This is a genomic window from Shewanella eurypsychrophilus, assembly GCF_007004545.3.
Lineage (GTDB): Bacteria > Pseudomonadota > Gammaproteobacteria > Enterobacterales > Shewanellaceae > Shewanella > Shewanella eurypsychrophilus.
Window position 1 is genome coordinate 5,348,336 of sequence record NZ_CP045503.2, and the last position, 20,267, is coordinate 5,368,602.

A 20,267-nucleotide genomic window follows, 5' to 3' on the forward strand; every position below is an offset into this window, starting at 1 on the left:
ACACTTTCATTAAACCAAGTGTCTAAAACTGAGATTAATCTTTATGATTCCAGAACTAGGCCTTATATTTTTAATTGTTAGTACAATTACATCTATATTACTTGGCATAATTACACTCGCAGGTTCATATAAACAAAATCATTACCTACTCAGTTATGTCAAAGTATTAACAGGAGTAATGACATTTTCATTATGCGCATCTATTACCTGCTTACTCATTTCCTTTGTTATAGATGACTTCACCGTTGCTTATGTGGCAAATAACTCAAACACACAACTTGCTTTAATCTATAAGGTTGCTGCAATTTGGGGGGGACATGAAGGCTCTATGTTATTTTGGGTCGTCGCTATGGCTATCTGGGGCTGTATCATCACCTTCTCAACTAAATATCAAGATAGGGCTTTTATAAACCGCTTTATCGCTATTTTGGCGTTAGTTATCGCAGGCTTTTGTCTGTTTATGCTATTTACCTCAAATCCTTTTGCCAGACTGCTGCCTAACTATCCAGTCGAAGGTCGAGATCTCAACCCGATTCTGCAAGACATTGGGCTTATTTTACATCCGCCTATGCTCTTCTTAGGCTACGTAGGCCTTGCTATCTGCTTCTCTGGTGCAATTTCAGCCCTACTTGGAGAAGGGTTAACTAAACAAAAAGCAGCCTATTTACGCCCTTGGGCTCTCATTGCATGGATCTTTTTAACCGGTGGTAATGCATTTGGTTCATGGTGGGCTTACAACGAACTTGGTTGGGGAGGTTGGTGGTTCTGGGATCCGGTAGAAAATGCCTCATTTATCCCTTGGTTAGTGGCAACGGCTCTGCTCCACTCTGTCAGCATGACCCATAAACGTGGTCTGTTTGGGTCAACGACGATCTTTCTCTGTATTCTCGCTTTCTCTTTGAGCCTTCTTGGTACATTCCTAGTGAGATCTGGAGTGGTTCAATCTGTACACGCTTTTGCTTCGGATCCAACCAGAGGTGTCTCTATTCTAGTCTTGCTCATTGCTTACTCAGGATCTGCACTCACACTATTTGCTTACAAGACGAGTAACCTTATCTTAAAAGTTGATTTTGCAGCACTCTCTAAAGAGAGCTTGTTATTACTCGGTAATCTACTATTGGTTGCAGCAGCACTTTCGGTCTTACTCGGCACTTGTTATCCACTTATCTATGAAGTTGTTACTGGGGCCACTATCTCTGTCGGCCCGCCATACTTTAACAGCATATTTATTCCAATTGCTGTTTGCGTCTTTATATTAATGGGGCTCACTCCGCTTATTAAGTGGCAGACAGCCTCAGTAATTGCACTCAAGACCCCAGCTATCTTGGCGGTAGTAAGTCTGCTAATTGCCATTGTGTTTACCATCACTAGCCGAGAGACGTTCTCAGTATGGTTACTGTTAGGTGCCTTCTCTGTTCTTTGGGTTATGTCGTGCATAGTACTGAGCTTGGTACTATTTCTAACTAATAAGAATCAGAGTAATTCACTGGGACTACAGGCTAACGATAAGCGAGCTAGAGCTCGATTCTTCGCCATGTGTTTGGCTCATCTGGGGGTTGCGCTATCAGTCTTTGGCGCCACTACCGTATCTAACTTCGAGCAAGAAGAGTTACTCAGAATGGGCCCAGGAAATGGCAAGGAGGTTGCGGGTTACACCTTCGTCTATGAAGAGACACAGCATGTTGATAGGGCAAGCTTTACAGCCATTCAAGCCAAGATAATGGTGCTAGATAAACATGAAAATTTGGTGACCTACATCTACCCGCAGCGACAAACATTTAAAACCAATGCAATGCAGATGTCAGCTGCAGGTATTCACTCTTCACTTTTTGGCGATCTCTATGTCTCTATGGGCACCGCGTTAAGTGAAACTGAATATCTAATCCGCATCAGCTATAAACCCTTCGTCAATTGGCTGTGGATTGGTGCTTTATTTATGATGTTCGCAGGCTGCTTAATGATCTATAGCCTTCGCTCAGTAAGAGAAGAAAAGGTCAGTGATAAAACACCAACCATGGCAAATTTATTATCAAGCAATGAGGTTAAACCATGAAAAGAGCCCCCCTCATAACGGTCACGATATTGCTATCAATGCTATTGGGCTATCTATTACCAGCGAGCGCTAATGCAGATGAAAGAGTAAAGCCCATAGCCGATCCAATTGCCTATACTGCTGACGAGATCCGCGATCTGGGATTAGATATCTCAAAACAACTTCGCTGCCCAAAATCAGTCAATCAAAACTTACTCGATTCACAGGCTCCTATCGCAAGTGAGTTGAAGGCACAGATTTTCTTGATGTTAAATCAAGGCCACAGTGAAGAAGATATCATCACGTTTATGGTTGAGCGCTATGGCGAAAAAATACGTTATATGCCGAGCCTTTCAAGTGGCACCAGTTTACTCTGGCTGGCGCCTTTGCTATTGGTGCTATTGGCTATTCTGAGCGTCTTTTTCTTCATTCGTCCCAAGATGGTAAATAGAGCAGATCAGGTTGAAATATCTCAAATCGATGGAACAAAATCATGATTAATTTTCCTAAAGTAACACCTATGGCATCAATGAAGCTAACCGTGAGTCTTGCACTTACAGCCTCTCTATTTTTAGCCAGCATCGCACCGGTGCAGGCCTCCATTCCAACCACTAAGGTCTATAGCACTGGTGAATCAATAGAGAAGCCAATGATTATGTCTCGATTTATTGAGATGAGCTCAGCAAGGTCGGTTCCCGATGTCTCTTTCATCGATACCGACGGCAATGAGATAAGCCTAAAGCAGTTCAAAGGTAAAGTGGTGATGGTCAATCTATGGGCAACCTGGTGTGCACCGTGCGTTAAAGAGATCCCTCAGATGGAGCAGATCCGTCAGACCAATCTAAACAATAACCTAGTGGTTATTCCGATCTCTATCGATGAAGAGCCTGAACTTGTAAAACCCTTCCTCGCTAAACATGGCTTAGCGGAATATCAAACCTGGCTTGATCCCAAGAAACAGATCGATCAAGTGATGCCTGCGGATGTCGTTCCTGCAACCTACTTTTTCGATGGTTCCGGTAATTTAATTGGCTTCTTACGTGGTTATCTCGATTGGGGAGATAAAGAGGTTCAGCCATATCTAGAAAAGTTAACGGCCAAGTACGCAGGTAAATAAACGCTCGTTTCAATCAGTTCTCACACCGTCCGGTATTTCTATCACTCTTTGGCCGGACGGGTTTTTCTCTATAGCTTCTATGCAGCGTCAACTGGGCGATACTCAAGTATATCCCCAGGCTGACAATTCAGGTATTCACAAATACTGGCTAAAGTTTCAAAACGTACGCCTTTCACCTTCCCCCTTTTTAGCAGGGAAAGGTTGGCCTCAGTAATGCCAATTGCCTTAGCTAGCTCCTTAGAACTGACTTTTCGCACCGCCATCATCACATCTAAATTTACGATTATTTGCATAATTTTCGGGTCCAACACGCTAAAATTAACACTTAAATAAACTCTTTGTTTTCGGCTTCAATCTCTTTGGCGGCCTTCAACAGATAAACGATCAGCAGCATCAGCAAGAGGGTGGTGATGTTTCCGAATTCAAGCCCAAGCTCTATGCTGGTATGTTCGAAAAATTGCTTATGATAGTAGCCAGTCGCTAGTTGTTGAATGATCTCCAGCACCATATCGAGCACCTTCAACCATATTAACCAGAGATAACAGCGCATCGCCTCATTACCAAAAAATTGCCCCTGTTGGAAGTGACTCAACAGACGTTGCAACCAATAAACCCCCACGAACAAGGTGATGAATAGCGGCGCCTGAATGGCCAACAGCACAGCATGGCTAGCACTATCGTGATACCAAAGGTCGAGAAACAACATACTCGTCTCGAAACGTATTTCATCCAGCACCAGATAGCTATAACCCAGATAAACCACCACTGCAGCCGTAGCCACTAACACCACTCCCCTGAAAAAACCGCTGATCTTCATCAACTTCTGCATGTTCGCGTTCATTGCCACAATCATTCCCTTATCTCGATTTTCACCGATTATACCAGACAGAAACATTTCATCATAAAAAAACATTTAATTATCGTTTTACAACAATTAATTTATGTATTAGTTTAATTAGCAATTCGTGAACAACTGATTTATTGATAAGACAAATAGACATCAGAGCTGTTATTTAAAGGAATGAACGATGAAGACACATAAGATTTTACCTAGCCTACTCTCGACAGCGCTCGCCGCGAGCTTGTTTATTACAGGCTGCTCACAGACCCCATCACCAACCAGCTTGCCAGCTCAGGTCGCTATCCAAGATCAAAATCAGCAAGTTCAACTGTTACCTGTTGAAACCTTTTTCAACGAGCAAGGGATCAGCGGACTCAAGAGCTCCAGTGACGGAAAATGGTTAGCCTTTTTCAAAGAGTATCAAGGCGCGAAAAACATCTATTTGATGGCAGCAGGCGCAGATTTAGATCAAGCCTTCCCTATTACCACCTCAAAAGATCCGATTAACAGCTTCCGCTGGTCACACCAAGGCAATGAGATCTTCTTCCTTAAAGATACCAGCGGTAATGAAAATACCCAGATCTATAAACTCTCTCTGGACACGAGTCAGCCTAAACCAGTAGCGAACATCACAGCACTAACCAGTAATACAGACATCAGATATGACCTACTCAAGCAACCAAAAGATAAGCCCAACACCTTGGTTGTCATGTCGAATCAAGATAATCCTCAGCAGATGGATCTCTTTCGCCTGAATATCGATTCCGCAAAAATAACCAATATTTTTTCTAACACCTACGGCTTCTCCTCCATAGAGACAAACCAGCTAGGCGTTCCGGTACTCGGCACCAGCAGTAACCCGGACAATACTTCTGATCTCTACGCCAAGATTGCTGGAGAATGGACTAGCCTGATCAAGACCCAATTTGGTGAGAATATAGATATTCTTAGCTTTGACGAAGATAACAACTTGGCCTATCTCCGTGCCAACATCCAAGGACGAGACAAGCTACAACTGCTACGCCTCAATATGACCACAGGTAAAATCATCACTCTACATCAAGATCCCCTGGATGAATCTGATGTTTATGATGTGCTCTTTAACGATGAAGGCGCACCACTGGCCGTCTCCTATTATGGCGGTCGTTTACGCACTTACCCGCTGGATGATACCTTTGCTGGCAACTGGCAGAAAATTAACGACCACTTCACTCAAGATGTGGAAATAACCATCACAGATAGAAACGAGAAAACCGGTCTGTGGCAGCTACATACCGCCAGCGATGTCGATATGGGTAGTGACTATCGCTTCGATGCCAAAACAGGACTGGTGAGCCTGTTACTTGAACAAGAAGCATCGATTAATCCTGAGCTGCTATCAAAGCGCCAGTCCATCACCTACCTGGCGCGAGACGGTGTCAGCGTACAAGCCTACCTGACCTTGCCTAAGGGTCAGAGTAAAAACCTGCCAACGGTTATTCTTCCCCACGGCGGTCCTTGGGCCCGTGATTACTGGACCTTAAGTTCAGGCTATTTCAACCCTATCGCTCAGTTATTAGCGAACCGAGGTTACGCCGTACTGCAGCCAAATTTCCGCGCATCGACCGGTTTTGGTAAACGCTTCCTCAACCTAGGTAATAAGAACTGGGGCACTGGCAGCATGCAAGACGATCTGACTGATGGCGCTAATTACCTTATCGACCAAGGCATTGCCGATAAGCAGCGTTTAGGGATCATGGGCGCATCTTACGGTGGTTATGCAGCCCTTGCAGGTGCGACCTTTACCCCGGATCTTTATCAGGCAGTGATCTCCTACGTCGGGCCTTCGAGTCTTATCACCTTACTCGAATCATTCCCGCCACACTTTCGTCCATACCTTGGACAGTTCTACAGCGCGGTAGGCGATCCTGAAATAGCTGCCGATAGAGAAGATATGTTGGCACGTTCACCCATTAAGTTCGTCGATCGCATCAAGGCACCGCTAATGTTAGTGCAAGGTGCTAACGACCCTAGAGTCACCCAGCTTGAGTCCGACAATATCGCTCGGGTGATGTATAAGCAGAACTTGCCAGTAGAATACATTTTGGCAAAAGACGAGGGCCATGGATTTAGGAAGCGCGACAATAAGCTAGCCTATATCGTTGCCATGGAGCAGTTCTTTGGTGAGCACTTAGGTGGACGAGTGGATAAGGCCGTCACTCCAACGCTTGCCACTCACCTAGATACGCTCAAGGTTGATGTCAGCCAGTTATAATTCAACGCAGAGCCTAACATCCAGATGTTAGGCTCTTAAAACTACAGTTTGCGATGCAATATAACTTGAGAGAGAAGAAAAAGTCACAACATAGAGATATACACTTGTCTATTTCAGTAAAAGCTTGTATAAATTGCATCCATAAAACGACTATGAATTACCATCAAAATGCTTTCAACCAGAGCGATCATCATTGCACTATTCCTATTGATATTTAGTTGCGAAATAGCGGCTATTTCAGCAGAAACTAAAGGGCTGGAATTGGGGGTAAATAGTCAGCTTCCTCACTGCTCAATCTTAAATAAGCACAGCACAAACGACGCATTTAAGCAGGCTGAAATTCAGCTGGTATCATTCCCTATACTCTATGCTTTAACAAATAATAAAGCCTTCATTTCATCGCCAACGGAGGCAAAGCTCAGGTTTACACACTCCTTACAGGCTATTTACTCTATTGCATTGATTTCAATTCTTATTTTTCTATTTATAAAGTTAAAATCAAAGCGAAGAGAGCATCTAAACGCAGCAAAAACAGTGCGAGAATCAGAGGAGAGGTTGAAGCTCGCTTTATGGGCATCAGGTGATGGAATGTGGGATTGGCACATTGAAAAAAATCAAGTATTTAGAAGTAATATCTCCAATCCAATTCTGCTAGGAAATAATGTTAAGACACTCCTCAATATTATTCACCCGAAAGACAGACCCAAAGTCGAAAATTTACTTGAAGCACACCTCACAGGAAAAACCGTATTCTTTGAAGCTGAGTACCGAATAAAGAATGAAGATGGTAGCTGGATGTGGTTACTAGATAGAGGTAAGGTCACCGAAACAGATAATCAAAATAGGGCCGTTCGAATGACCGGAACCCTGAGAGATATCACCGCCAAAAAGCAGACTGATAACACTCTGAGATTATCGGCACAAGTGCTCGACAGCATGAGAGAAGCGGTTATTGTTGGCGATAATAACCATCAAATCATCTCAGTGAATCCTGCTTTTACTACTATTACAGGCTTTTCATTTGAAGAGGTGCTCAATAAGCATATTCTTGACTTTGCATCGAATAAGAAAGCCTTCTCACAATACCGAAAGGTCCAGCGTGAGCTGTCTACAAACCATTACTGGTCTGGTGAAAGTACCATAGTCCATAGTGATGGTCGTCAGATCCCGACCTGGCTTGAGGTCACTAAAATAGATGATCACCACGGCAACAATGATTATTTCGTTGCCGTTTTTAACGATATTAGTGCACGTAAAAAAGCCGAGGAGGATCTGCGGTTTTTAGCTAATTATGATGCCTTAACAGGCCTACCAAACCGCAGCTTATTCCAAGATAGAATTCAACATGCGACTAAGCAAGCGAACAGAACAAACAGGCTTGTGGCGCTGCTGTTTATCGATTTAGACCGCTTCAAGTATATCAATGACTCTATGGGTCATCATGTTGGCGATCAATTGCTTAAGTCTGTTGCACAACGGCTCAGAAATATTGTTAGACAGGGAGACACCGTCGCTCGAATAGGGGGAGATGAGTTTACTATCATTTTAGAGAACCTGAGTAAGCAGAGCGCTGCCAAGCAGGTATCAGATAAAATTATTCAAGCCTTTAATACCCCCTTTACCCTAGAGGGCAACCAATTTTCAGTCTCATCATCGATTGGTATCAGCCTGTACCCCAATGATGCTAATAGTAGTGAAGAGTTAATAAAGTTTGCCGATACCGCCATGTATCACGCTAAATCTCAGGGACGCAATAACTATCAATTTTACCTACCGGAGATGAACGAGGTCGTATCTCGCCATGTACAGATTGAAGCGGGCTTAAAACAAGCGATAGAACGTAATGAACTCTACCTAGTCTATCAACCCAAATATACTATCCGCGAACATAAGATAACCGGTTTTGAGGCACTACTACGCTGGCATTCGACTGAGTTAGGTAGTATTACTCCCATGGAGTTTATTCCCGTTGCAGAAGAGATAGGTATGATTGAAAAGATTGGCCATTGGGTGTTAAACCAGGCTTGCCAACAGCTCTCTGCCTGGCATCAAATGGGATATACAGAACTAAACATTGCCGTCAATTTATCAGCAAAACAGCTCAAAACGGATCTGGTCTCTATCGTTGAAGTTGCACTCGGGGTGGCTAACCTGCCCGCCTCAGCGTTGGAATTAGAAATAACAGAGTCAAGCATCATGAATAACCCCGCAGATGCAATCACCATTTTTACTCAACTAAAGACATTAGGTATTGCACTTGCCATTGATGACTTTGGTACAGGCTATTCAAGCTTAAGTTATCTAAAACGCTTCCCCGTTGACACTCTGAAAATCGATAAAGAATTTATTCACGATATCGACAGTCAACAGGCTGATGCCACCATAACCACAGCCATTATCGCAATGGCAAAAAGCTTACAGCTCGAGGTCGTCGCCGAAGGTGTTGAAAATCAGCAACAGCTTGAACTGCTAACGCTACAAGAATGCGATCAAGTCCAAGGATTTCTCTTTAGTAAGCCGCGAAAAGCAACAGAATGCACCGAACTACTCAGGGCGGCAGCTGGTGCTATATAGATATATGGGAATACCAAGATATTGTTTGACTCTATAAACAAAAAAAGCGCCGCAGCGCCTTTTTATTATCAATGTTCAATTTAAACGGGTGAAACGCGCTGCACCTGCTTAATCCAACCCGATGGGCCTTCAATATTACCCTTCTGTATATCTGTTAACACCTGATATATACGACGAGTGTTATCACCTACATGGCCATCACCCACAGTAATGACGCGGTTATCTTCGAAGATATACGAGCCTACAGGAGAGACTACAGCCGCAGTACCAAAACCACCCGCTTCGATGATCTCACCAGACTCAATATCGGCAATAAACTGATCTAGCATTACAGTCTCTTGGCGAACTTCACAGCCTAGCAGCTCACCAAGATCTAAAATCGACTCAGAGGTTATCGACTTTAAGATAGTGTCGGTGAACTTAGGAATGATCACTGTGCCATCTTTTAAGATATGGAAGTGATTCATTGCACCCACTTCTTCGATCTGTTTATTGCTTGCATCTAAGTACAAGACTTGAGCCGCGCCATATTCGGCTGCAGCCTTACCGGCTTTTAATGACGCCGCATAGTTACCCGCAGCTTTCGATGCCCCTGTTCCACCAGATACTGCACGATGGAAACGCTCGCTAATAAGCAATCTGATCGCTTTATCGAAGCCATCAGAGTAATAAGGACCACTTGGGCTTAAGATCACACAGAAAGTGTACTGTTCACTTGGGCTGACCGATAATCTGTCTTCGGTAGCGAAAATAAACGGTCGAATATAGAGACAGGCATCTTCCTGCATCGGAAACCAGAGTCTATCAACATCAATAAGCGCGTTAATTGCTTCTAACTGCATCTCTTCAGGTAAACCAGGAATACAGATAATATCGGCAGAGCGGTTAAGACGTTCAGCGTTCTTATCTAAACGGAAAGTGTAGATCTCACCATCATCATGCCTAAATGCCTTCGCACCTTCGAATACTGACTGGCCATAATGCAGTGCAATGGCACCGGGTGCGATTTGGAACGGTCCATAAGGGACGACTCTTGGATCACGCCACTCGCCATCGCGATAATCCATCAAAAACATATGATCGGTTCTGAGGTTACCGAAGCCCACATTAGTTTCAGGCTCGAACTGTTCAGTACGGCGCTCAGACGCAGATTTTAAATTATAGTTTATTTGCATTGCATACCACCTTGATTACTGAATAAGCAGCCTATGGAGGAGAGGCAATAAAGTCAAGTGGAATGGGGCTTACCTAAAATAGATTCCGCTAATTTATTAACAAAATACAAGCTCACAAAGTAAGGCTGAATCGCAATGATAGGATTAGAGGCTAGCGCTCTTATCTCGGCTATTTGAAGCCTTGCCGATTGATGTGCAATTCTCACAACTTCTAATTTGCTTATGCCCTTTATCCAAAAACTCACAAATTCGTGCAGACAAGTCTGTCATCATCTCTTTAGTGATTGGGCGGCGCCATCGATATTGATTCATAATACGGCTGATATGCCGATAGCCTAACTCATCACTCGCTATAAGGTACTCATCATTCATTAGCTTACTTTCAAAGGAGGATGCCGCCCCGGCAAGGAAGAAATACAACGACTGAGTTAAGTCTCGAACATCGATTTCGGTAGCCTCTAGCTCATCACTCTTTACAGCCTCCTCTAGCGGTCCTCGAATGCAACTCCAAAACAGGTTAACCCGATTACGCAGCACCTCTATTTTATCTGCACTCGCTAATTGCCAAAACATACTATTTATAGACACAACTCTCAATATATTAAATATTGGGCTACGCTTAACAACTTCAAATGTAAATAAGATCGCAAGCACTGATTTCTGCTGAATATTTAGACTTGGATTTTCACTTATAAAAATGGGTATTTGACTCGAGATTGTATTGCGTAAAAATAGGCAAGCTAATACATCCTCTTTAGATTCAAAATATTTATAAAGTGTATTAGTTGAACAGCTAGCCCCCTTAGCTATCTGAGCGAACCTAAAAGACACAACACCTTGATTACTAATCAATTCCTCAGCGATATCTAATAACTGATTACATCTTGATGAATCACATTTACTGGTAGGACATTTCACAAACAGACCCGGTAACAGTTACTTTTAGATATTTTTATTTATATTCAATGTTATTAATACATAAAAGAAACATTTTCTTGAAGTCCCCCACAAAAATCTTTATCCTCTATTCCTAAGTGTGATTTAGCGCATGTTTGAATAAAGCGACTAAGCATATTGTTACCCCAAGTTAATCGGAGATAACAATATGCAAACAAGACGTTCATTCTTAAAGTTTGGTGCTGGAGCTGCAGCCGTTGGTGCACTCGCTCCCCTCACTGTCAGTGCTAATTCATCTGATGTTAAATGGCATGAAAAGCATGAAATTGTCATCGTTGGATCAGGATTCGCTGGACTTGCAGCAGCGGTCGAGGCTGGCAAGTTAGGGGCTAAAGATATCCTGGTAATCGAAAAACTCGGTGTCTATGGTGGTAATAGCACCCTCAACGCTGGCCAAGCCTGTTTCGCCAATACCGATCTACAAAAACAACTAGGTATCGAAGACAGCGCCGAACTCATGGTGCAGGACCAACTCAAGTCCGGTCGTGGTTATGCCAGCGAAGAGTTACTCAAACACAGTGCCGAGCTGGGCCCATATATCTATCAACTAACCAAAGATTGTGGCTGTGTTTATCGCGATCACATCATCAACACGGGTGGCACCAGTGCAACCCGTAGTCACCAAGTAGTAGAGCGTAGTGGCGCTGGCTTCATTCGACCTATGCTAAAAACTGCACGCAGCTATGGCGTTAAAACTAAAACTCGTCATAAGTTCGAACACTTAATCACGGCTGCTGATGGCACAGTACTTGGAATTCAAGTGCGCAAGGACTACCACTTTGGGCATGAAGATTCTGGCACGCTCATTAACATTAAAGCCGAAAAAGGTGTGCTGATTGCCACCGGTGGTTTTGGCGCAAACGTCGCCTTCAGACAAGCCTTAGACCCAACACTCGGTAATGAAGTGGGTTGTACCAATGCTCGTGGTGCGACCGGAGATGGCCTCATCGCCATGCTATCCGAAGGCGCTATGCCCGTACATTTAAGCTTTATCCAGTCGGGCCCTTGGGCGTCGCCTGATGAAGGTGGATTCGGTTACGGCGCAGGTTTCTCACTGTATAACTTCCCACATTCTATCGCTATCGACCGTAATACGGGCCAGCGTTTCATGAATGAAACCGCCGATCGTAAGACTCGTGCAGATCTAGAGGTTCAGCGTCGCGATAAAGATGGCAAGCCAAACCCAGCCCTACTCATCGCACCAAAACATGAAGCACAAAAAGATCCCTCTATGGAAAATGTGCTTCGTTATAACGTTGCCTGGGAATTTGACAGTGTTGACGCCATCGCCAAGCATTTTGAACTACCGACAAAGCAGCTTAAAAAACAAATAGATGACTGGAACAAATACGTTAAAGCTGGTGAAGACCCTCAGTTTGGCAAACGGATGAACATGAGTACAGGTATCTACCTTACCGCACCATTTATCGTACAGCGACTATGGCCAAAGGTTCACTATTGCCAAGGCGGGATTCAGATCAACACCAAGGCTGAAGTGATCGCCGCCAAGAATGGTCAACCAATTAGAAAATTATACGCGGCAGGCGAAGTCTCTGGTGGTGTACATGGTGTAAGTCGTTTAGGCGGATGTTCAACCCCTGAATGTATGGCATTTGGTGTTACTGCAGCGCGCTCGATGATGAAGGCATAAGGAAAAGAAAATGAAACTACTCAATACACTACTTGTGCTCACCTTAGGCGCTTGCCTAGCAGTCTCGGCGCAAGCCCGCGATAAGCGTGACTACCACGAGATGGTTTATGACTCAGGTTGTAAAACCTGTCATGACCAGGGGCTAAAGAGCTTTCCATCAGATGAGTCTTGCCTGCAATGCCACGACATGGCTGAGCTAGCAGAACAGACAAAACGTGAAGGTCACGATGCTAAGCAAAACCCCCATGACAGCATGCACTATGGCCAAGAAGCTCCCTGTATGGAGTGCCATGGTGAGCACACCAAGAAGCAGGCGCTATGTATGGATTGCCATAACTTCGATTATCCCAAATTCAAATAATCAGTATCAGTTTATCTCGATAGAAACATGGAGTAGCTAAGGCTGCTCCGCAAAAAAAATCACTACATAATATTAATAAGTTAAGGAAATGATGATGAAAAAATTACTCGTAGCTTCGGCTATTCTTGTCACAGGGTGTGCCGTTGCCGGCGATAAGCCAGCCGATCAGCCTTGGCATAACGCCCAGCCTACGCTTTCTACAATTAACGCACCGACCAAAGTCATGCCTATGGTGTGTAAACAAGAGCAAGCTATGGCTTATCTTAAAGAGCTTAAGTCGGGTGAAAAAGATATTTACAACATCAAGTCAAACGATCACGGCGGCAAAGGCGCAAATGACTCTGGCTGGTTAACTTGGCGTGTTGATGACCCAAGCAACTTGATCCCATGCCCAGCAGGTGGCGCATCTGCGACTGAAGTTGGCATGTGTTGGAAAGAGCTTAACGATGAGCCAACGGTTATCGGTTTAGTGCGTGTTGCACCTGGTACTGCAGCGCCGCATTACCATCGTGAAATGGAATGTTACTACGGTATCAGTGGTGCTGGTCTGACTTGGTCACAAGAGCGTATGCAACCATTTGGGCCTAAAGACTATATTGAGATCCCAAGTAAAGCGATGCACTACACGCCTAACACATTTGACGACCAAGACTTGATCTACATGTACTGGTTCCCACTCGATGGCAAGTTCTCAACCTTCAAGTACCAGTGGCCACAAGATGTAGGTCCAGGTGAGCAGCTGATGTTTGATTTCATTCCATACACTAACTCTAAACTTGTCCGTTCAGGCAACGGTGGTTACGGGTGGGATGTGGTTCAAAAATCTAAGTAATCAAACTTAACTCTAGAGAGTGAGGCCAGCTCAGCTGGCCTTATCAAATACTATGAAAACACTAATTTTGGCTCTTAGCTTACTCTTTAGCCCAGCCCTTTTAGCCGAAGAGGCGATATCGATCCTTTGGAATAACTTGGCTCCAGGGTCTGCTGGCTTAGCGGTAGAAACCAATGTCAATCTAGAGCTTGATGGTAAAAAAGTGATTATCCCGGGTTTCGTGGTGCCACTAGATGGCCAAAAAAGTGGCTATACCAAGCACTTCTTATTAACGCCACAACAGGGCGCCAGTGTCCACACACGGCCTTCCCCGCCAAACCAATTGATCCATGTCGCGTTCGATGTCCCCATCAAGATACCCGATCTGCAACAACCTATGTATATCGCCGGGATCTTGAGCGTGAAGAGTGAACAGGCAGGTTTTGCAAAAACTGGTTACCAGATGAAAGGCATCGAAGCTATCGCGTATCCGGTGCAAGTCAGCATGCCAAATGCAAGCCATAGAGCACCGACACGAATTCGTTAAGTCACAAATAAAATACAAAGGTAATGATGATGAACAAGACACTCTTTGCGCTTTCAGCCCTATTTGCTGCGATAACAATGACAGGCATAACAGCGCCTGTCATGGCCGATACTCAATCTGAAAATGGTATCAATATCGGCGGCGCGGTACGTGTTAACTACGCCTATAAGGATTATAGCGAAGCCTCTAAAGACAAAGGTGGTGATTTCACTTTCGATATGGCCGCGATTAAATTTAACGGTAAACTCGATGACTGGGGCTTGGCGGCCGAATACCGTTTTACCGCCAGCACTGATTATATCAAGTACGGCTATGCCTATTACGACATGACCCCCGACTGGCAACTACAATTTGGTATCAACAAGGTTCCCTTCGGTAACCGTGAATTTATCTCCAACAGCTTCTGGTTCGGTATTCCTTATTACTTAGGCTTCGAAGATGATCATGACATAGGTGTTAAGGCTACCTATGAAAACAATGGTTGGCATACCGATATGGCTTTTTACAAGAGTCCTGAATATGGCCCAACTGAAAACAAGCGCTACGCTGCTGACCTCTATTCAGGCACCATAAATGGTACCGAGTATCACAACGAAGAGACTAATCAGCTCAATCTGCGCCAGACTTATACCCTTGAACATAACGGTGGCAGTACTGAGTTAGGAGGATCGATTCAATACGGACAAATTTATAACAGTGATACTGGTAATAACGGTGACCGCTATGCCATCGCCGCCCACCTAAACAGCAACTTTAATGGCTGGAATCTACAGCTACAGGCGATGCAATATGAATACGATGCTGCTGACGCCCTTGACCCGAATAAAATCGGCATATCAGTCGTCAGCTGGCAATATGAAATTGCCACCAAAGGCCAGGTCTATAGCGTTAACTTAGCTAAGAGCTTCCCAACCGACTGGGGTAGCTACAAGGTGTATAACGACTTTGGTTTGATGACACCCGATGTGGAAGACAGTGACTATGATGACAGTTTGCAAAATGTCACCGGCGTCGCCATTGCAGCGGGTCCGACCTATACCATGTTCGATATTATCTTAGGTAAAAACATGACCTTCTCAACCGCCAACAATGATCATGTTGGTCTACCAGAAACTGGCGATGACTGGGACCTTAGGGTCAATGTTAACTTCGGTTACTATTTCTAGTCACTGTAAGAATAAGCTCTGCATTGACGCTAGAGCTTTAGGCTCAGATCTGTTCCCATCAGAGCCTAGTACCCTTGATATAAACTTTAGGACCGGCTCACAATTCAAGCACATCACATCGACATTTTGGTCCAGCCCTTGGTGAAAACCGAGGGCTTTTTCTATTGAGAATAAAAACTTGTGCAAACACACAAGCGGACAAACCCAGAAAATTTATTCGCGGCAGTCATCACAACACTAAACATGCAAATAAAAAACAATATAAAGCAACAATTTAGAAAATTCTAAATAATCGACTACTCTAACTCGGACAAAAAAATGTTAAATCGCCTCTCTATCGTACAAAGGATCTGGTTGCTGTTAATTTTTGTGGTGATCGCGTTTATCGTAAGCTCCGGATATGAGGCCTTTAGCCAGAAATCACGGATGCTGACAGAGCGAAAAGCAGAAATTAGCAGCGTCGTTAATGCTGGAATGTCCCTGCTCAAGCGAGCACAAGAGTCTGTCGAGCGGGGAGAGATGACTCTTTCTGAGGCTCAGAAGATGGTGAAGTCTGAAATTTCTGCCATGCGATACAGAGGGCAAGACTATCTATGGATTTTTGACACCGACGCAAAACAATTGGCCCATGGCACCAGCCAGAAAGATGTGGGTAACAATCTGATTAATTTTACCGATCCTAATGGGAAAAAAGTCTATGTCGCCTTCCTCGATGTGATACGCAGAGGCGGCGAAGGTTATGTCGATTATGTGTGGACCAAGGCCGGCTCAACAACTCCCGAGCCCAAAGTCAGCTTTGTTAAGTTATACCAGCCCTGGGGCTGGATATTGGCAACGGGCGTCTATACCGATGATATCGATACCGAATTTAACCAACACATTAAAGAAAAATTGATGTTTTTCGGCTTGCTTCTGACAATGATTTTCTTCGCATCCATGCTTGTCATTCGCTCGATCACTCGCCCGCTAAACGCTACAACGAGCGCAATGGAAGAGATTGCTCAAGGAGATGGCGATCTAACCATCAGGCTCGCGGTATCGAGTAAGGATGAGCTGGCGCAATTGGCCACTGGATTTAACCAGTTTGCCGAAAAGGTTCGCCAGATCATAATCGAGATGCAGCAGAGCCAGACAGTCCTGGATAGTGCCACAGGTGAGATGTCGGTGATCACTAGCCGCTCTAGAGAACTGCTTACCCAGCATCAACATGAGAACCATCAGGTCGCGACCGCTATCCACGAAATGAGTGCGACCATCACAGATGTCGCCCGCAACGCCGCCGATGCAGCAAAGTCGGTACTAATCGTTCAAGACAGGGCATCGAAAGGCAATATTCTGGTTGAGGATAACATCAGCTTCATCAATGAGCTATCCGATACAGTTCATCAAATAGTGGCCGCAATGAATGGCATAAAGCAAGAGGCACACGACATCAGCAGTATCTTAGATGTCATTAAATCGATTGCAGATCAGACTAATCTATTGGCACTCAATGCAGCCATAGAAGCAGCCAGAGCCGGTGAGCATGGCCGCGGTTTTGCCGTGGTCGCCGATGAGGTACGCACCTTAGCCATGCGCACTCAGCAGTCGACACAAGATATTGAACGTATGATCCTTAGTATGCAGACTCGAGTCGAAGATGCGGTTCACACCATAGACTTAGGCAGACAAAAAGCAGACTCGAGTGTTCAGCAGGCAAAACTCACCGCAGCAGCCTTTGGCGACATTAGCGCCGATATTGACGTGGTCGCCGATATGAATACTCAGATAGCCTCGGCAACCGAAGAACAGAGTGTGGTAGTTGATGCCTTGCATCATAATATCGAAAATATCAGAGAGGCATTCGATGAGTCGGCTCAGGGAGCTCAGCAGATAGAGGTAGCCGGGCAACAACTGCAGGAGTTGGCTACGGATATATCATCGACGCTGGGACAGTTCAAGGTATAGGCCACAACCTGCTCAGAAAGGTACTAAAGACAGCCTTCGATTCGAATCGAAGGTTTTTTTATTTAAACCGTTTAGCCCAACTATATTGACCCATAAATTTTGTAAGACCACGATAGAAGGTCTCTCTTCGGCTAACGAGAAACTCATCTCTTCATGTCGATTGCTACACAAAGGAATTATTCATGAGCTTTGTGATCCACGTCATAGAAACATTAGAGTAATAATTTGTAACCCAATATAGAATTCATTTCACATTTTTATCGCTAACAAGTCTGAAGAAATACAGCGAGATAAACGAGCCTAAACGCCCCTTGAAAGAATATCGGTAACTCAGTAATTAACAATATTTAGCTCGCTCCCCCAAAAAACCAATCCTACTCTCTCAAGGTGTTAACGACTCACCTAAAGCTAAGTATAAAGCTGGTGGCTCAAGGCGTGACATATACCAAATCTCGCTCCATGTGATGTAACAGGCCTTAAAAATAGAAAATTAAAATAAACAGTAATAAGAGTAAATAGGTAATGATGATGAAAAAAACCACCAAGTTCATGTTGTCGATGGTGGCAACAGCGATAGCACTCTCAAGCTCTGCAGCTTATGCAGAAACTCAGGAAGATGGCATTAACATTGGCGGCGCTGTGCGCGTCAACTACGCCTACAAAGATTACAGTGAAGAGTCTAAAAATAAAGGTGGCGATTTCACTTTTGATATGGCCGCGATTAAGTTTGATGGTAAGAAAGGGGACTGGGGCTTAGCCGCTGAGTACCGCTTTACCTCGAGTACTGATTACATAAAATATGGGTACGGATTTTATGACATAGATCCAGAGTGGCAGCTACAACTAGGTATCACTAAGGTGCCATTTGGTAACCCTGGATTTATCTCCAATAGCTTCTGGTTCGGTATTCCTTACTACTTAGGTTTCGAAGATGACCATGATGTGGGCGTTAAAGCCATCTATGAGAGCAATGGCTGGCAGACAGATTTAGCTTTCTTCAAAAATGCCGAATATGGTCCAACAGAAAACAAGCGTTACTCTACCGATCTATATAGCGGTACGATTGCAGCTAGTGGCATCGAGTATCACAACGAAGAGACTAACCAGTTCAACGTGCGCCAAACCTATACCACCGAGTATGCGGGTGGCTCAACCACACTCGGTGGATCAGTGCAATATGGTCAGATCTATAACAGCAAAACCGGTAACAATGGCGACCGCTATGCTGTGGCACTGCACCTAGACAGCAGCTATCAAGGCTGGAACTTGCAGCTACAGGCTATGCAATATGAATATGACGCTGCGGATGCTGTTGATGCAAATAAGATCGCGGTATCGGTCGTCAGCTGGCAATATGAGATAGCGTCGAAAGGTCAAGCCTATAGCGCCAACATAGCTAAAACCTTCAATACCGATTGGGGTAGCGTAAAGTGCTACAACGATTTTGGGTTAATGACGCCAGACGTTGCTGATGATTATGCCGACAGCATGCAAAACGTGACAGGTTGTGCCATCTCTGCTGGCCCAACTTACACTATGGTTGATTTTATCATGGGCAAAAACATGACCTTCGCAACCGCTAACAATGATCATGTTGGCCTGCCTGAAATTGGCGATGATTGGGACAAACGTGTAAACGTTAGCTTTGGCTATTACTTCTAAAGAAGATAGATATTAGAGCGATGCCGACCCTACTTTAGCCGAGTACCCCCTAGTTAGCCTTAGGTTTAACTTGGGTTTCAGAGCATCAGATCTAGCATATCGACAGCTTAGAACCAGCCTTCGACTTCAATCGAAGGCTTTTTTCTTTAAACTGTTTAGCCCGCTAACCGTACTAGCCGGCTGCATTGAGTCCCACCATTTTTGCTCGCGTTAGCGAGTGTACTACACGCGGCGCAACTCATATGGTCACGATAATGTTTATTAAAAAATGAAATAGTCTGAGCCTCAAGAGAATCGAATAACTCTGGGGTTAAAGGTTTAACCCAGCGGTATTGGCCCATTAGTTTCGCAAGATGGCGATAACAGGTCTCTCTTCGATTAGAGAGAAATTCAGGCGCTATAAGCTGACTCTCAAATTGGGTCAAACAGCCTGTTAGATAGAAGGTGATCCCTTGAACTAACTCCTTAACCTGCAATGGGGTCGCCTCCAGCTCACCACGCTCAACGGCAGAGTTTAACGAATCAGTAAACCAACGCCAAAATGTGTTAATACGCTTCTTAAATCGCTCAACTTTTTCATCACTTGCCAGCTGCCAAACCATGGTATTGACTGACACTGAGCGTAATGTAAAGAAGCTCTTACTGCGCTTGATTGTCTCAAAGGTAAATAGTATCGGCAGAAGCACCTTCTCCTGTGCGGTTAACTCAGGATGCATGTCAATAAATTGTGGTAAGTGATTAGACGTAGCACTGCGTAAAAAAAGACAAACAAGGACATCCTCTTTACGCTCAAAAAGTTTATAAAGCGTTCCGGTAGAGCAGCCAACCTCTTTTGCCAGTTGTGAAAACTTGAACGATACAACGCCTTGAGTCTCAATAAGGGACTCGGCAGCATCGAGGATCTGGTTACATCTAATGATAGATAGAGGCTCAGTTGGGCATTTCATCGTCACGGTCTCAAAATGGGCTTGGCGTGAGTATGCTGATATGTCCTATAGCTGAATAGCACAGAAAGATGCAATAGAGATGCACTTCACAACATAAAGCAATTATTAAAAGGCTTTGTGAGTCACTTCATAGAAACATTACAGCAATAATTTTTAACCCAATAAAAAATCCATTCAACATTTTTGATGCTGATCACCCAGCTCTGGCTGGGTCGAGAAAACTTA

At 44.3% G+C, this 20,267-nt stretch carries 17 protein-coding genes and 1 pseudogene; 12 read left to right on the plus strand and 6 right to left on the minus strand.

The features are described 5' to 3' along the window. Positions 1-43 precede the first annotated feature (43 nt). The 3 genes from FM038_RS22920 to FM038_RS22930 are packed head-to-tail and all read left to right on the plus strand — an operon-like array spanning position 44 to position 3,149. Entirely contained in the window at positions 44-2,053 is a 2,010-nt protein-coding gene (locus FM038_RS22920; RefSeq protein ID WP_195873154.1) for a heme lyase CcmF/NrfE family subunit, read from the plus strand. Beyond that, entirely contained in the window at positions 2,050-2,529 is a 480-nt protein-coding gene (locus FM038_RS22925; RefSeq protein ID WP_142873675.1) for a cytochrome c-type biogenesis protein, read from the plus strand. The genes FM038_RS22920 and FM038_RS22925 overlap by 4 nt, the downstream gene beginning before the upstream one ends. Next, positions 2,526-3,149, plus strand: coding sequence for a TlpA family protein disulfide reductase (locus FM038_RS22930; RefSeq protein WP_419555608.1), 624 nt, complete (start codon positions 2,526-2,528; stop codon positions 3,147-3,149). Before FM038_RS22925 ends, FM038_RS22930 begins: the two co-directional genes overlap by 4 nt. 77 nt (positions 3,150-3,226) lie before the next feature. On the opposite strand, the gene FM038_RS22935 is transcribed toward FM038_RS22930, so the two are convergent. Then, a complete protein-coding gene (locus FM038_RS22935; RefSeq protein ID WP_142873674.1) occupies positions 3,227-3,442 on the minus strand; it encodes a helix-turn-helix domain-containing protein in 216 nt (71 codons plus the stop codon). 32 nt (positions 3,443-3,474) lie between these two features. Beyond that, positions 3,475-4,062 carry a DUF2975 domain-containing protein gene (locus FM038_RS22940; protein WP_223292954.1) on the minus strand — a complete coding sequence of 196 codons (588 nt, stop codon included), beginning with the start codon at positions 4,060-4,062 and terminating at the stop codon, positions 3,475-3,477. A gap of 115 nt (positions 4,063-4,177) precedes the next feature. Here FM038_RS22940 and FM038_RS22945 point away from each other — a divergent pair, with 115 nt between their 5' ends. Further along, positions 4,178-6,244, plus strand: a complete 2,067-nt coding sequence (locus FM038_RS22945) for a S9 family peptidase (protein ID WP_142873673.1) — start codon at positions 4,178-4,180, stop codon at positions 6,242-6,244. 168 nt (positions 6,245-6,412) lie between these two features. Then, a complete protein-coding gene (locus tag FM038_RS22950; protein WP_142873672.1) occupies positions 6,413-8,818 on the plus strand; it encodes a sensor domain-containing protein in 2,406 nt (801 codons plus the stop codon). A gap of 80 nt (positions 8,819-8,898) precedes the next feature. Here FM038_RS22950 and FM038_RS22955 read toward each other — a convergent pair whose 3' ends face one another. From FM038_RS22955 to FM038_RS25350, 3 genes and pseudogenes are all read right to left on the minus strand, one after another. Further along, complete coding sequence (locus FM038_RS22955) at positions 8,899-9,993, minus strand: branched-chain amino acid aminotransferase (RefSeq protein WP_142873671.1); 1,095 nt, start codon at positions 9,991-9,993, stop codon at positions 8,899-8,901. A gap of 144 nt (positions 9,994-10,137) precedes the next feature. Beyond that, the gene (locus FM038_RS22960; RefSeq protein ID WP_223293116.1) at positions 10,138-10,581 is read right to left on the minus strand and encodes a hypothetical protein; all 444 of its coding nucleotides are present in this window, start codon (positions 10,579-10,581) and stop codon (positions 10,138-10,140) included. A 162-nt stretch (positions 10,582-10,743) separates the two neighbouring features. Then, positions 10,744-10,911 (minus strand): annotated as a pseudogene (locus tag FM038_RS25350) (TetR/AcrR family transcriptional regulator); the annotation flags it as partial. A gap of 187 nt (positions 10,912-11,098) precedes the next feature. On the opposite strand from FM038_RS25350, the gene FM038_RS22970 reads away from it, so the two are divergent. The 7 genes from FM038_RS22970 to FM038_RS23000 all read left to right on the plus strand — a co-directional run bounded on the left by FM038_RS22970 (position 11,099) and on the right by FM038_RS23000 (position 19,095). Continuing rightward, complete coding sequence (locus FM038_RS22970; protein ID WP_185965821.1) at positions 11,099-12,601, plus strand: flavocytochrome c; 1,503 nt, start codon at positions 11,099-11,101, stop codon at positions 12,599-12,601. 10 nt (positions 12,602-12,611) lie between these two features. Then, positions 12,612-12,962, plus strand: coding sequence for a cytochrome c3 family protein (locus FM038_RS22975; protein WP_142873668.1), 351 nt, complete (start codon positions 12,612-12,614; stop codon positions 12,960-12,962). A 94-nt stretch (positions 12,963-13,056) separates the two neighbouring features. Then, positions 13,057-13,794, plus strand: a complete 738-nt coding sequence (locus FM038_RS22980; RefSeq protein WP_223292955.1) for a cupin domain-containing protein — start codon at positions 13,057-13,059, stop codon at positions 13,792-13,794. A gap of 52 nt (positions 13,795-13,846) precedes the next feature. Beyond that, positions 13,847-14,320 carry a DUF3299 domain-containing protein gene (locus FM038_RS22985; RefSeq protein WP_142873667.1) on the plus strand — a complete coding sequence of 158 codons (474 nt, stop codon included), beginning with the start codon at positions 13,847-13,849 and terminating at the stop codon, positions 14,318-14,320. Positions 14,321-14,397: 77 nt separating this feature from the next. Further along, positions 14,398-15,486, plus strand: coding sequence for a hypothetical protein (locus FM038_RS22990; RefSeq protein WP_419555654.1), 1,089 nt, complete (start codon positions 14,398-14,400; stop codon positions 15,484-15,486). Positions 15,487-15,804: 318 nt separating this feature from the next. Then, complete coding sequence (locus FM038_RS22995; protein ID WP_185965820.1) at positions 15,805-17,433, plus strand: methyl-accepting chemotaxis protein; 1,629 nt, start codon at positions 15,805-15,807, stop codon at positions 17,431-17,433. Between the two features lie 525 nt (positions 17,434-17,958). Then, positions 17,959-19,095 (plus strand): hypothetical protein, encoded by a 1,137-nt coding sequence (locus FM038_RS23000; protein WP_142873981.1) that lies wholly within the window; start codon positions 17,959-17,961, stop codon positions 19,093-19,095. Between the two features lie 155 nt (positions 19,096-19,250). On the opposite strand, the gene FM038_RS23005 is transcribed toward FM038_RS23000, so the two are convergent. Further along, positions 19,251-20,042, minus strand: coding sequence for a TetR/AcrR family transcriptional regulator (locus FM038_RS23005; RefSeq protein ID WP_142873665.1), 792 nt, complete (start codon positions 20,040-20,042; stop codon positions 19,251-19,253). Positions 20,043-20,267 lie beyond the last annotated feature (225 nt).